The organism is Bacteroides sp. 2_2_4, from assembly GCF_000157055.1.
Lineage (GTDB): Bacteria > Bacteroidota > Bacteroidia > Bacteroidales > Bacteroidaceae > Bacteroides > Bacteroides ovatus.
Window position 1 is genome coordinate 26,564 of sequence record NZ_EQ973366.1, and the last position, 12,434, is coordinate 38,997.

25 protein-coding genes are annotated in these 12,434 nt (G+C 38.5%); all 25 read right to left on the reverse strand.

What is annotated here, in order from left to right:
• Position 1: 1 nt before the first annotated feature.
• The 25 genes from BSCG_RS06340 to rplB all read right to left on the reverse strand — a co-directional run bounded on the left by BSCG_RS06340 (position 2) and on the right by rplB (position 12,431).
• A complete protein-coding gene (locus BSCG_RS06340; RefSeq protein ID WP_004296325.1) occupies positions 2-994 on the reverse strand; it encodes a DNA-directed RNA polymerase subunit alpha in 993 nt (330 codons plus the stop codon).
• Between the two features lie 11 nt (positions 995-1,005).
• Positions 1,006-1,611 (reverse strand): 30S ribosomal protein S4, encoded by a 606-nt coding sequence (gene rpsD / locus BSCG_RS06335; RefSeq protein WP_004296326.1) that lies wholly within the window; start codon positions 1,609-1,611, stop codon positions 1,006-1,008.
• A gap of 118 nt (positions 1,612-1,729) precedes the next feature.
• Positions 1,730-2,119: a 30S ribosomal protein S11 gene (rpsK, locus tag BSCG_RS06330; protein WP_004296327.1), complete on the reverse strand. Its 390-nt coding sequence runs from the start codon at positions 2,117-2,119 to the stop codon at positions 1,730-1,732.
• Between the two features lie 11 nt (positions 2,120-2,130).
• A complete protein-coding gene (gene rpsM, locus BSCG_RS06325) occupies positions 2,131-2,511 on the reverse strand; it encodes a 30S ribosomal protein S13 (RefSeq protein ID WP_004296328.1) in 381 nt (126 codons plus the stop codon).
• A 33-nt stretch (positions 2,512-2,544) separates the two neighbouring features.
• Positions 2,545-2,661: a type B 50S ribosomal protein L36 gene (gene ykgO, locus BSCG_RS29005; protein ID WP_002558051.1), complete on the reverse strand. Its 117-nt coding sequence runs from the start codon at positions 2,659-2,661 to the stop codon at positions 2,545-2,547.
• An 8-nt stretch (positions 2,662-2,669) separates the two neighbouring features.
• Complete coding sequence (gene infA / locus BSCG_RS06320; RefSeq protein ID WP_002558052.1) at positions 2,670-2,888, reverse strand: translation initiation factor IF-1; 219 nt, start codon at positions 2,886-2,888, stop codon at positions 2,670-2,672.
• A gap of 1 nt (position 2,889) precedes the next feature.
• Positions 2,890-3,687 carry a type I methionyl aminopeptidase gene (gene map / locus BSCG_RS06315; protein ID WP_004296329.1) on the reverse strand — a complete coding sequence of 266 codons (798 nt, stop codon included), beginning with the start codon at positions 3,685-3,687 and terminating at the stop codon, positions 2,890-2,892.
• Positions 3,688-3,702: 15 nt separating this feature from the next.
• The gene (gene secY / locus BSCG_RS06310) at positions 3,703-5,043 is read right to left on the reverse strand and encodes a preprotein translocase subunit SecY (protein ID WP_004296330.1); all 1,341 of its coding nucleotides are present in this window, start codon (positions 5,041-5,043) and stop codon (positions 3,703-3,705) included.
• Between the two features lie 4 nt (positions 5,044-5,047).
• On the reverse strand, positions 5,048-5,494 hold the full coding sequence (gene rplO, locus BSCG_RS06305) for a 50S ribosomal protein L15 (RefSeq protein ID WP_004296331.1): 447 nt from the start codon (positions 5,492-5,494) through the stop codon (positions 5,048-5,050).
• 32 nt (positions 5,495-5,526) lie between these two features.
• Positions 5,527-5,703 carry a 50S ribosomal protein L30 gene (gene rpmD, locus BSCG_RS06300; protein ID WP_004296332.1) on the reverse strand — a complete coding sequence of 59 codons (177 nt, stop codon included), beginning with the start codon at positions 5,701-5,703 and terminating at the stop codon, positions 5,527-5,529.
• A 9-nt stretch (positions 5,704-5,712) separates the two neighbouring features.
• Positions 5,713-6,231, reverse strand: coding sequence for a 30S ribosomal protein S5 (gene rpsE / locus BSCG_RS06295; protein WP_004296333.1), 519 nt, complete (start codon positions 6,229-6,231; stop codon positions 5,713-5,715).
• A 5-nt stretch (positions 6,232-6,236) separates the two neighbouring features.
• Positions 6,237-6,581 (reverse strand): 50S ribosomal protein L18, encoded by a 345-nt coding sequence (gene rplR, locus BSCG_RS06290; RefSeq protein WP_004296334.1) that lies wholly within the window; start codon positions 6,579-6,581, stop codon positions 6,237-6,239.
• A gap of 21 nt (positions 6,582-6,602) precedes the next feature.
• Positions 6,603-7,172 carry a 50S ribosomal protein L6 gene (gene rplF, locus BSCG_RS06285; RefSeq protein ID WP_004296335.1) on the reverse strand — a complete coding sequence of 190 codons (570 nt, stop codon included), beginning with the start codon at positions 7,170-7,172 and terminating at the stop codon, positions 6,603-6,605.
• A gap of 15 nt (positions 7,173-7,187) precedes the next feature.
• Positions 7,188-7,583, reverse strand: a complete 396-nt coding sequence (gene rpsH, locus BSCG_RS06280) for a 30S ribosomal protein S8 (protein ID WP_004296336.1) — start codon at positions 7,581-7,583, stop codon at positions 7,188-7,190.
• Positions 7,584-7,635: 52 nt separating this feature from the next.
• Positions 7,636-7,935 carry a 30S ribosomal protein S14 gene (gene rpsN / locus BSCG_RS06275; protein ID WP_004296337.1) on the reverse strand — a complete coding sequence of 100 codons (300 nt, stop codon included), beginning with the start codon at positions 7,933-7,935 and terminating at the stop codon, positions 7,636-7,638.
• A 5-nt stretch (positions 7,936-7,940) separates the two neighbouring features.
• Complete coding sequence (gene rplE / locus BSCG_RS06270; protein ID WP_004296338.1) at positions 7,941-8,498, reverse strand: 50S ribosomal protein L5; 558 nt, start codon at positions 8,496-8,498, stop codon at positions 7,941-7,943.
• Positions 8,498-8,818 carry a 50S ribosomal protein L24 gene (rplX, locus tag BSCG_RS06265; protein WP_004296339.1) on the reverse strand — a complete coding sequence of 107 codons (321 nt, stop codon included), beginning with the start codon at positions 8,816-8,818 and terminating at the stop codon, positions 8,498-8,500. The genes rplE and rplX overlap by 1 nt, the downstream gene beginning before the upstream one ends.
• A gap of 19 nt (positions 8,819-8,837) precedes the next feature.
• Complete coding sequence (gene rplN, locus BSCG_RS06260; RefSeq protein ID WP_004296340.1) at positions 8,838-9,203, reverse strand: 50S ribosomal protein L14; 366 nt, start codon at positions 9,201-9,203, stop codon at positions 8,838-8,840.
• 2 nt (positions 9,204-9,205) lie between these two features.
• Positions 9,206-9,475 (reverse strand): 30S ribosomal protein S17, encoded by a 270-nt coding sequence (gene rpsQ / locus BSCG_RS06255; protein ID WP_004296341.1) that lies wholly within the window; start codon positions 9,473-9,475, stop codon positions 9,206-9,208.
• A complete protein-coding gene (rpmC, locus tag BSCG_RS06250; RefSeq protein ID WP_004296342.1) occupies positions 9,472-9,669 on the reverse strand; it encodes a 50S ribosomal protein L29 in 198 nt (65 codons plus the stop codon). The genes rpsQ and rpmC overlap by 4 nt, the downstream gene beginning before the upstream one ends.
• 5 nt (positions 9,670-9,674) lie before the next feature.
• Positions 9,675-10,109, reverse strand: coding sequence for a 50S ribosomal protein L16 (rplP, locus tag BSCG_RS06245; protein WP_004291234.1), 435 nt, complete (start codon positions 10,107-10,109; stop codon positions 9,675-9,677).
• A 23-nt stretch (positions 10,110-10,132) separates the two neighbouring features.
• The gene (gene rpsC / locus BSCG_RS06240; protein ID WP_004296343.1) at positions 10,133-10,864 is read right to left on the reverse strand and encodes a 30S ribosomal protein S3; all 732 of its coding nucleotides are present in this window, start codon (positions 10,862-10,864) and stop codon (positions 10,133-10,135) included.
• Positions 10,865-10,869: 5 nt separating this feature from the next.
• The gene (gene rplV / locus BSCG_RS06235) at positions 10,870-11,280 is read right to left on the reverse strand and encodes a 50S ribosomal protein L22 (protein WP_004296344.1); all 411 of its coding nucleotides are present in this window, start codon (positions 11,278-11,280) and stop codon (positions 10,870-10,872) included.
• Between the two features lie 36 nt (positions 11,281-11,316).
• A complete protein-coding gene (rpsS, locus tag BSCG_RS06230) occupies positions 11,317-11,586 on the reverse strand; it encodes a 30S ribosomal protein S19 (RefSeq protein WP_004296345.1) in 270 nt (89 codons plus the stop codon).
• A gap of 20 nt (positions 11,587-11,606) precedes the next feature.
• Entirely contained in the window at positions 11,607-12,431 is an 825-nt protein-coding gene (gene rplB, locus BSCG_RS06225) for a 50S ribosomal protein L2 (RefSeq protein WP_004296346.1), read from the reverse strand.
• Positions 12,432-12,434 lie beyond the last annotated feature (3 nt).

Sequence of the window (12,434 nt, forward strand, 5' to 3'; positions counted from 1 at the left end):
TTTATTCTTTATCTAATTTATATTTAGAAATGTCGGTTCCAAACGACAGATTCAGACTTTCCAGCAAATCATCAAGCTCGGTAAGCGATTTCTTTCCGAAGTTTCTGAATTTTAGCAGGTCAGTTTTGTTGAATTGTACCAAGTCGCCGAGAGTTTCTACGTCAGCAGCCTTCAAGCAATTGAGGGCACGAACTGACAAGTCCATATCAACGAGTTTAGTTTTCAACAGCTGACGCATGTGCAATACTTCTTCATCAAACTCTTCATTGCCATCAGTATCATTACTTTCAAGCGTGATCTTCTCGTCAGAGAACAACATGAAGTGATAAATCAGAATTTTTGCAGCTTCTTTCAGCGCTTCTTTCGGATGTATAGAACCGTCGGTACTAATTTCAAGTACTAGCTTTTCGTAGTCAGTCTTCTGTTCTACACGGAAGTTTTCTACAGCATACTTGACATTACGTATCGGTGTATAAATAGAGTCGATTGGAATTACATTAACATCCGTGCAATACTCGCGATTCTCATCAGCAGGTACATAACCACGGCCTTTGTTAATTGTAATATCAATCTGCATAGTTGACTTAGAATCTAAATGACAAATAACTAATTCCGGATTTAACACTTCAAATCCAGTCAAATACTTACCTATGTCACCTGCTTTAAATTCACTGGAATTCTCGACAGTGATGCTCACTTTTTCGCTCTCGAACTCTTCAACTACTTGCTTGAATCTCACTTGTTTCAGATTCAAGATAATGTTGGTAACATCCTCTTTTACTCCAGGTACACTAGAAAATTCATGCTCCACACCATCGATTCTGATAGTAGTGATAGCAAAACCCTCTAATGAAGAAAGAAGGATTCGGCGTAATGCATTACCTACAGTAATACCAAAACCCGGTTCCAACGGACGGAATTCGAATTTACCGAATCTGGAGTCCGCCTCCAACATTAATACTTTATCAGGTTTTTGAAATGCTAATATCGCCATGAAATTAATTATTATTTAGAATACAATTCAACGATCAAATGTTCTTTAATGTTCTCAGGAATGTCTGCTCTTTCAGGTATGTGCAACATTTTACCAACCTTAGAAGCTTCGTCCCATTCCAACCAAGCATACTTGCTATGATTGAAACCTGCAAGAGAATTAGCAATTACTTCCAAAGATTTAGATCTTTCACGAACACCAATCAATTGTCCTGGTTTTACTGCAAATGAAGGGATGTTTACCACTTCACCATCTACAGTAATGTGCTTGTGACTAACCAACTGACGAGCAGCAGCACGTGTAGGAGCAATTCCCAAACGGAATACTACGTTGTCAAGACGGCCTTCCAGCAATTGAAGGAGTACCTCACCGGTAATACCTTTAGCAGTAGCTGCTTTTTCAAACAAATTGCGGAATTGTTTTTCTAAAACTCCATAGGTGTATTTAGCTTTCTGCTTTTCACGAAGTTGCACACCATATTCAGAAGTTTTTCTTTTTCTTGAATTACCATGTTGTCCGGGAGGATAGTTCTTCTTTGACAAAACTTTGTCAGCTCCAAAGATTCCTTCACCGAATTTACGGGCGATTCTCGATTTTGGTCCAGTATATCTAGCCATTTCTTTTAAATATTTAATTGTTTATTCATGAACTTAATTTGTTGCAGCCGCGATTACAGAGAGAAATTAAATGTAATCCAAAAACAAAATCAAGATCATTGTGTAAGTTAAAGGTAAATTAAACTCTACGTCTTTTCGGAGGACGACAACCATTATGTGGAAGCGGAGTCACGTCAATGATTTCAGTAACTTCGATACCAGCACCGTGGATAGTTCTAATAGCAGACTCACGTCCGTTACCTGGACCCTTCACATATGCTTTTACCTTTCTCAGGCCAAGATCGAATGCAATCTTTGCACAATCCTGGGCAGCCATCTGCGCTGCATAAGGAGTATTCTTTTTAGAACCTCTAAATCCCATTTTACCAGCAGATGACCAAGAGATAATCTGCCCTTCACTGTTTGCAAGAGAAACAATAATATTGTTGAAAGATGAATGAACATGCAACTGTCCATTAGCGTCTACTTTCACATTTCTCTTTTTAGCTGCAACTGTTTTTTTTGCCATATCAACAATTATTATTTAGTAGCTTTTTTCTTATTAGCAACGGTTTTCTTTCTACCTTTACGAGTACGTGCATTGTTCTTAGTGCTCTGACCTCTAACAGGCAGACCAATACGGTGACGTACACCACGATAGCAACCAATATCCATTAATCGCTTAATGTTCAATTGGATTTCAGAACGAAGATCACCTTCCACTTTATACTCTGCACCGATAATCTCACGAATCTTAGCAGCTTGATCATCTGTCCAGTCTTTAACCTTCAGATCTTTATCTACACCAGCTTTATCTAAAATTTTTGCTGAACTACTGCGACCTATTCCATATACATAGGTCAACGCAATTTCACCTCTTTTGTTCTGAGGTAAATCTACACCAACTATTCTTATAGCCATATACTTAATTATTTTTTTTGCAAAAATAACAAATTATCCTTGACGTTGTTTATACTTAGGATTTTTCTTGTTAATAACATACAAACGGCCATTACGTCTAACGATCTTACATTCTGGCGTGCGTTTCTTTAATGATGCTCTTACTTTCATATCTTATTTTATTTATATCTAAACACAATTCTTCCTTTCGATAAGTCGTAAGGAGACATTTCGACTCTCACTTTATCTCCCGGCAAAATCTTGATGTAATGCATCCGCATCTTACCTGAAATATGTGCAGTAATCTCATGTCCGTTTTCTAATTCAACACGAAACATTGCATTTGACAATGCTTCAACTATAACTCCATCTTGTTCTATTGCAGATTGCTTTGCCATATTATATTGCTTTATCTCCTAAAACTTCTTCTATGAATTTGAATGAAGACAAAATATCAGCTTCACCAGCTCCAACAGCTATCGTATGTTCAAAATGTGCAGCACATTTACGATCTCTGGTCCTCACAGTCCATCCATCACGTTCCATAATCACTTGTCGATCTCCCAATGTTATCATCGGCTCTATCGCTATGCAAAGGCCTCTTTTCATCAAAGGTCCATATCCTCTTTTACCATAATTAGGCACTTGAGGATCTTCGTGCATCTCTTTACCAATGCCATGACCAACAAACTCACGCACTACACCATAAGAGTGAGACTCACAATATTGCTGAATAGCATACCCGATGTCTCCGATTCTTTTGCCTTGCACTGCGTTCTGAATGCCAATATATAACGCTTCTTTAGTTACCTTCAACAAGTTACGAATTTCTTCGTCCACCTCTCCTACACAAAAAGTATAAGCAGAATCACCACAAAAACCATTCATGTAAGTTCCGCAATCCACTGATACGATATCGCCATCTTTCAGTACAATATCCCCTGGGATTCCATGTACAACCTGCTCATTAACAGAAGTACAAAGAGATGCGGGAAATGGTTCTCCATATTGATTCGGAAATCCTTTGAAAGTTGGAGTTGCCCCATGATCTCTAATGAACTCTTCAGCAACCTTATCCAACTCACGTGTAGTTACACCAGGCTTCACCAGTTTGGCAACCTCTGCAAGAGTTTTACCAACAAGCAGGTTACTCTGACGGAGCAATTCTATTTCATCTTCTGTTTTAAGAAATATCATTTCTAATCTAAAGAATTAATATGCCGCTACACCAGCGCGTCCTTTAATACGACCAGACTTCAACAGACCATCATAGTGTCTCATCAACAAATGACTTTCAACCTGTTGCAGTGTATCAAGAACAACACCTACAAGAATTAACAAAGATGTACCGCCGAAAAATTGAGCAAATCCTGCTTGCACTCCGAATATACCGGCAAAAGCAGGCATAATAGCAACTAAAGCCAAGAAGAAAGAACCCGGCAAAGTAATACGAGACATTATATCATCAATATACTCTGCTGTTTTCTTTCCCGGTTTAATACCAGGGATGAAACCATTATTTCTCTTCATATCCTCAGCCATCTGAGTCGGATTAATTGTAATTGCAGTATAGAAATATGTAAATAATATAATCATTACCGCAAAAACAAAATTATACCAGAAACTTGTATGATCTGTAAACGCATGCAAGAAACCGCCCGCATCATTTACATTTGAAAAACCGATAAACGTAATTGGAATAAACATGATTGCCTGAGCAAAAATGATAGGCATAACACCAGCAGCATTCACTTTCAAAGGAATGTATTGTCTAGCACCACCATATTGCTTGTTACCAACAATTCTTTTTGCATACTGTACAGGAATCTTTCTTGTACCTTGTACCAAAAGAATAGCAGCACCAATCACTAATAACAAGAATACGATTTCAATTATAAACATGATCAAACCACCACTCTTATTTGCTACTCTGGATACAACTTCTTGCAACAAAGCATCAGGGAAACGAGCGATAATACCAATCAAGATGATAAATGAAATACCGTTACCAATACCTTTATCAGTAATTCTTTCACCAAGCCACAAAATAAACATACTACCTGCTGCCAAAATAATGGTAGAGGTAACCATAAACAGAGTCCAATCTAATGAAGCATTTAAGGAAGGGCCAGCCTGCATTTTAAGATTGAGCAAATAAGAAGGGGCCTGAACTAACAATATAGCAATCGTCAAATAACGAGTATATTGATTCATTTTTCTTCTGCCGCTCTCACCTTCGCGTTGCAGCTTCTGGAAATACGGCACAGCGATTCCCAACAACTGGATTACGATAGATGCAGAGATATAAGGCATGATTCCTAATGCAAAAATAGAGGCATTAGAAAATGCTCCTCCAGAGAACATATTTAACAAGGCTAAAAGGCCTTCACTTGTTTGTTCGTGCAATTTTGCCAGCATTGCCGGATTGATACCTGGTAATACGACATATGATCCGAAACGGTAAATTGCCACAAACAATATGGTGATGAGGATCCGCTGTCTCAGATCCTCAATCTTCCATATATTCTTTAATGTTTCAATAGCTTTTCTCATTGAATCAGAGTTTTACTACAGTTCCACCAGCAGCTTCAATAGCAGCAGTTGCAGTCTTAGAGAATGCATGAGCTTCTACTTCCAGCTTGTTAGTCAGAGTTCCGTTACCCAATACTTTTACCAACTGATTTGAAGATATAAATCCTGCTTCGATAAAGTCGTTTACACCAATTTTTGCCAAGCTCTTAGCTTCAGCAAGTTTCTGGATAGTATCCAGATTGATGGCTTTATATTCTACACGATTGATATTCTTGAAACCAAATTTAGGAACTCGACGTTGAAGAGGCATCTGACCACCTTCAAAACCGATCTTCTTAGAGTATCCAGATCTTGATTTAGCTCCCTTATGACCTCTTGTAGAAGTACCGCCTAAGCCAGAACCAGTTCCACGTCCAATTCTTTTTCTTGTCTTAGTAGATCCCTCTGCAGGTTTTAAATTACTTAAGTTCATATTGTAATTTCGTTTTATTATTCAACAAATAATTACTTAACAATGGCAACCAAGTGTTTTACTTTATCTACCATCCCAAGAATTGAAGGAGTACTTTCGTGTTCAACCACACGGTTCAGTTTACGAAGTCCCAGTGCATCGAGAGTTCTTTTCTGATCAGCTGGAGCACCAATTCTACTTTTAACTTGTTTAATCTTTATAGTTGACATATCTCCTCCTTATCCTCTAAATACTTTTTCAACACTAATACCTCTGTTCTGAGCAACCATTCTTGCATCACGCATTTCACTTAAAGCTTCGATTGTAGCTTTAACAAGGTTGTGCGGATTTGAAGAACCTTTAGATTTAGCCAAAACGTCAGTAACACCAACACTTTCCAATACAGCACGCATAGCACCACCAGCTACAACACCAGTTCCGTGAGATGCAGGTTTGATGAATACTTCAGCACCACCAAATCTAGCTGATTGTTCATGAGGAACAGTACCTTTCAAAATAGGCACTTTCACCAGGTTCTTTTTAGCTGATTCAACACCTTTAGCGATAGCAGCTGTTACTTCACCTGCTTTACCAAGTCCCCAACCAATGATACCTTCTTCGTTACCTACAACAACGATTGCAGAGAAACTAAAAGTTCTACCACCTTTGGTAACTTTAGTAACACGATTAATAGCAACTAATCTATCTTTCAGTTCTATATCGTTAGTAATCTTAACTCTATTATTAACTCCTGCCATAATGATTAAAATTTAAGTCCACCGTTACGAGCAGCATCAGCTACTTCTTTTACTCTCCCATGATACAAGTAACCATTACGGTCGAAAACAACAGTAGTTATACCTGCTTCCTGTGCCTTTTTAGCAATCATTTCACCCACTTTAGCAGCTTGTTCTTTTTTAGCAACTTTATCAGTCAAACCTAAAGAAGAAGCGGCAGCCAGTGTCTTACCAGAAAGATCATCGATAATCTGGACATAAATTTGCTTGTTACTTCTAAATACACTCATACGCGGACATTCAGTAGTACCTGAAATTTTGTTGCGTACTCTATATTTGATCTTAACTCGTCTTTCTATTTTTGTTGTCATAATAATCTAATTTTATATGAATTACTTAGCGCCGGCTGATTTACCAGACTTTCTACGAATTACTTCGCCAACAAACTTAATACCTTTACCCTTGTATGGTTCAGGCTTACGGAAAGAACGTATTTTAGAGCAAACTTGACCAAGCAATTGTTTGTCACACGATTCCAATATAATAAGAGGATTCTTATTTCTTTCAGACTTAGTTTCAACTTTTACCTCAGCAGGTAATTGAATGAAAATATTGTGTGTATAACCTAAAGCAAGCTCAATGATGTTACCTTGGTTAGAAGCACGATAACCTACACCAACAAGTTCCAGTTCCTTCTTGTATCCTTCAGATACGCCCACAACCATGTTGTGAACCAAAGAACGATACAAACCGTGGAAAGCATGTTTTTGCTTTGGGTTATCAAGCATTTCTTTATCGTTTTCTGTTAAAGTTACGTGTCCGTCTTCAATGGCAACATTGATAGCAGGATTCACATATTGGCTCATTTCGCCTTTGGGTCCCTTTACGGTAACCACATTATCCTTCAGAGTGACTGTCACTCCAGCAGGGATACTAATGGGTAATTTTCCTATTCTTGACATTCTAATTCCTCCTAATTAATATACATAACACAAGACTTCACCACCGATCTTCAGTTCTGCAGCCTCTTTGTTAGTCATTACACCTTTGGAAGTAGATATTATAGCAATACCCAACCCATTAATAACACGCGGCATATCTTTGTAACCAGTATACTTACGCATACCCGGAGAAGATATTCTTTCTAACTTTTTGATTGCGTTAACTTTGTTAACAGAATCATACTTCAAGGCAACCTTAATAGTTCCTTGAGGACCATCTTCTACAAACTTATAATTAAGAATGTAGCCTTTTTCAAAAAGAATCTTAGTGATTTCTTTTTTCAAATTCGAAGCGGGAACTTCAACAACTCTGTGCTTTGCACCAATCGCGTTCCGCAACCTCGTTAAATAATCTGCTATTGGATCAGTCATATAAAAATAAATTAAATTAATCAGGACTACCCTGACAATATTTAAACAATAATTACCAGCTTGCTTTTTTTACGCCTGGGATCAGTCCGTTAGATGCCATCTCACGGAATTGAATTCTCGAAATTCCGAATTGACGAATATAACCTTTAGGACGTCCAGTCAGTTTGCAACGGTTGTGCATACGAATCGGATTAGAATTCTTTGGCAACTCTTGCAACTTCTGTGCAGCTTCAAAAGCATCAGCAGGATCACCTGTTCTTACGATTTGCTTCAAAGCAGCTCTTCTTTCGGCGTATTTGGCTACTAATTTAGCACGTTTTACTTCACGTGCTTTCATTGATTCCTTTGCCATATCTATTAGTCTTTTTTAGCGTTTTTAAAAGGTAAACCGAATTCCTTCAGCAAAGCATAACCTTCTTCATCTGTTTCCGCAGAGGTTACAAAGGTAATATTCATTCCGAGAATTCTTGTAATACTATCGATATTTATTTCAGGGAAAATGATTTGTTCCTGAATACCAAGGGTATAGTTACCTTTACCATCAAACTTACTTTCGATACCTTTGAAGTCACGAATACGAGGAAGAGCTACACGAACCAATTTTTCAAGGAATTCGTACATTCTTTCACGACGTAAAGTTACCATAACACCAATCGGCATTTTTTTACGCAACTTAAAGTTTGCGATATCTTTACGAGAAATGGTAGCTACAGCTTTCTGACCTGTGATAGCTGTCATTTCATTGATTGCAACTTCGATAATCTTCTTATCAGCAACAGCCATACCTAACCCTTGATTGATAACAATCTTCTTAAGTACGGGTACCTGCATTGTAGAAGAATACTGGAACTGTGATTTCAATGCAGGTGCTATACGCTCTGCATATTCTTTCTTAAGACTAGCAGTATTACTCATTACTTAATCTCCTCTCCTGATTTTTTAGAATAACGCACTAAAGTTCCTTCCGAACTCTTTTTTCTCCCAATACGCGTTGCTTTACCAGTTTTTGGATCAACCGGGTTCAAGTTTGAAATGTGGATAGAAGCTTCCTGCTTCACGATACCACCTTGCGGATTCTTAGCATTCGGTTTTGTGCTTTTAGATACCATATTGATACCTTCTACAAATGCACGTCCTTCTTTAACAAGAACCTTCAATACACGACCAGTTTTGCCCTTATCTTCGCCAGCATTTACGTAAACTGTATCGCCTTTTTTAATATGTAATTTACTCATTACTTAAATCTTTTACAAATTAAAGTACCTCAGGCGCAAGTGACACAACTTTCATGTTTGTAGCACGAAGTTCTCTTGCTACAGGACCGAAAATACGACTACCTCTAATTTCACCTGCATTATTCAACAACACGCAAGCATTATCATCAAAACGTATATAAGAACCATCAGGACGACGGATTTCTTTCTTTGTACGTACAATCAAAGCCTTTGATACTGCACCTTTTTTAACATCACTAGAAGGGATAACACTCTTCACTGAAACTACAATGACATCCCCCACTGAAGCATAACGACGACCTGTACCACCCAAAACGCGGATACACAACGCCTCTTTCGCTCCACTGTTATCACATACTGTAAGTCTGGATTCTACTTGTATCATAATTACTTAGCTCTTTCAATTATTTCTACTAATCTCCATCTTTTAGTCTTGCTCAAAGGACGAGTTTCCATGATGCTTACAGTATCACCGATATTGCATTCATTCTTTTCATCGTGAGCATGGTACTTCTTCGTTTTACTAACGAACTTACCATATATAGGGTGTTTTTCCTTAAATTTGGCAGCAACTGTGATGGTCTTATCCATCTTATTGCTCAACACAACCCCTGTTCTTTCTTTTCTTAAATTTCTTGCTTCCATCAAGCTGATCATTTATTGTTAAGTTCTCTTTCGCGCAATTCTGTTTTCATACGCGCAATAGTCCTGCGTAATTGTTTGATTTGAGCAGGATTTTCCAAAGGAGAAATAGAATGATTAATAACCATTTGGTTATAATTAGCTGTTTCCGCCTCTACTCTTTCTACTAAATCATTAGTAGTCATTTCTTTTATTTCTGCAATTTTCATAACACTTACGCATTTTGATTTTGAATATCATAATCACGTCTTACGACAAACTTCGTTGTAATAGGAAGCTTTTGAGCAGCTAAGCGCAATGCTTCTTTCGCGATTTCGTAAGATACTCCTTCAGCTTCAATAATGATTCTACCTGGAGTCACAGGAGCTACAAATCCCTCTGGAGCACCTTTACCTTTACCCATACGTACATCGGCAGGTTTTCTAGTGATCGGTTTATCCGGGAATATACGGATCCAGATCTGTCCTTGACGTTGCATATATCTTGTTACTGCAATACGAGCAGCTTCGATCTGACGGCCTGTAATCCACTTAGTCTCCAAAGCCTTTATGCCAAAAGAACCAAAGGCCAGCTGGTTGCCTCTCTGGGCATTACCTTTCTGACGGCCTTTTTGTTGTCTTCTGAATTTTGTCTTTTTCGGTTGTAACATAGTTTCCTAAAATTCAAATTCGTTTAGCGATTATTTTTCTTTCTTTTGAAGTTCTTTCCGCCGTTGTTTCCACTATTGTTTCCACGACCACTTTCTTTGCTTTGTGTAAAGTTCGGAGCCAATTCTTTCTTACCAAACACTTCACCTCTACAAATCCAAACTTTGATACCTAAAAGACCTACTTTAGTCAATGCTTCTGCATGACAGTAGTCGATATCAGCTCTGAAAGTGTGCAACGGAGTTCTTCCTTCTTTATACATTTCAGAACGGGCCATTTCAGCTCCATTCAAACGTCCTGAAATCTGAATTTTGATACCTTCAGCACCCATACGCATTGTGTTTGCGATAGCCATTTTGATGGCACGGCGATAGGCAATTTTACCTTCAACCTGACGAGCGATGTTGTTAGCAACAATCACAGCATCCAGTTCCGGTCTCTTCACTTCAAAGATATTGATTTGAATATCTTTGTCGGTAACCTTCTTCAACTCCTCTTTTAACTTATCAACTTCTTGGCCACCTTTACCGATAATAATACCCGGGCGAGCAGTGCAAACAGTAATAGTAACGAGCTTCAGCGTACGTTCAATTACGATTCTTGATACACTTGCTTTTGCAAGTCTTGCATTAAGATATTTACGGATTTTGCTATCTTCCAGCAAAGAATCACCGTAATCATTTCCACCATACCAGTTAGAATCCCATCCTCTGATAATTCCTAAACGGTTGCTTATTGGATTAACTTTTTGTCCCATCTACCTTAATTTTGATCTTCGTTATTACTTTTAGCACCAACGAACAATGTTACGTGATTTGAACGTTTGCGAATTCTATAACCTCTACCCTGTGGTGCCGGTCTCATTCTTTTGAGTGTAGCTCCACCATCAACAAAAATCTGTGTTACGAACAACTCGCCACTTTCCGCTTTACGTTCGTTTTTCTGTTCCCAGTTAGCAATTGCAGAGCGAAGCAATTTTTCCACTCTTGCAGCAGCTTCTTTTGAAGAAAATTTCAAAACACCAAGTGCTCTGTTCACTTCCATACCACGGATCATGTCTGCAACCAGACGCATCTTACGCGGAGAAGTAGGAACATTTTGCAATTTTGCAAAATACATGGTCTTAAGGGCTTCTTTTCTCTTTTCAGCCGATATTTTTTTTCTTGCTCCCATTATTATTTATTACTTTATTATTTCAAATAAATCCTGTTATCTTTTCTTGTTACCAGCGTGTCCTCTGAATGTACGAGTTGGAGCAAATTCGCCCAACTTGTGTCCTACCATATTCTCGGTAACATAAACAGGAATAAATTTATTTCCATTGTGAACTGCAACTGTATGGCCTACAAAATCAGGCGAAATCATTGAAGCTCTGGCCCAAGTCTTTACTACGACTTTCTTACCTGATTCATTCATGGCAAGAATTCTCTTTTCAAGCTTAACGTTAATATATGGACCTTTTTTTAATGAACGACTCATAGTTTACTCAATTAATCAGATTACTTTTTTCTTCTCTCAATAATGTACTTAGACGACTGTTTCTTAGGAGCTCTAGTCTTAAGTCCCTTAGCGTACAATCCCTTACGTGATCTTGGGTGACCTCCAGAAGCACGTCCTTCACCACCACCCATCGGGTGATCAACCGGGTTCATTACAACACCACGGTTACGAGGACGACGTCCTTGCCAACGAGAACGTCCAGCTTTACCTGAACTTTCCAATCCATGATCAGAGTTACCTACACTACCGATAGTAGCTTTACAAGTGCTAAGAATCTGTCTAACTTCACCTGAAGGCAACTTAATTACACAATACTTACCCTCACGAGAAGTCAACTGTGCAAAGTTACCAGCTGAACGAACCAGAGCAGCACCCTGTCCCGGACGTAATTCGATATTGTGAATCACAGTACCCACCGGAATGTTTTGAAGAGGAAGAGCATTACCAATCTCTGGCGCTGCTGTTTCACCTGACATCAGAGTCGCACCAACTTGCAATCCATTGGGAGCAATAATATATCTTTTTTCTCCATCAGCGTAAAATAACAGAGCGATACGAGCCGAACGATTCGGATCGTATTCAATTGTTTTAACTACTGCTGGAACACCGTCCTTATTTCTCTTGAAATCAACAATTCTAATCACCTTTCTATGACCGCCACCAATGTAGCGCATAGTCATCTTACCTTCGCTGTTACGACCTCCAGATGATTTCTTACCATATACAAGAGACTTTTCTGGTACTGATGCAGTAATTTCTTCGAAAGTACCAATAATTTTATGTCTTTGCCCCGGTGTTGTGGGCTTAAATTTACGTACTGCCATTTT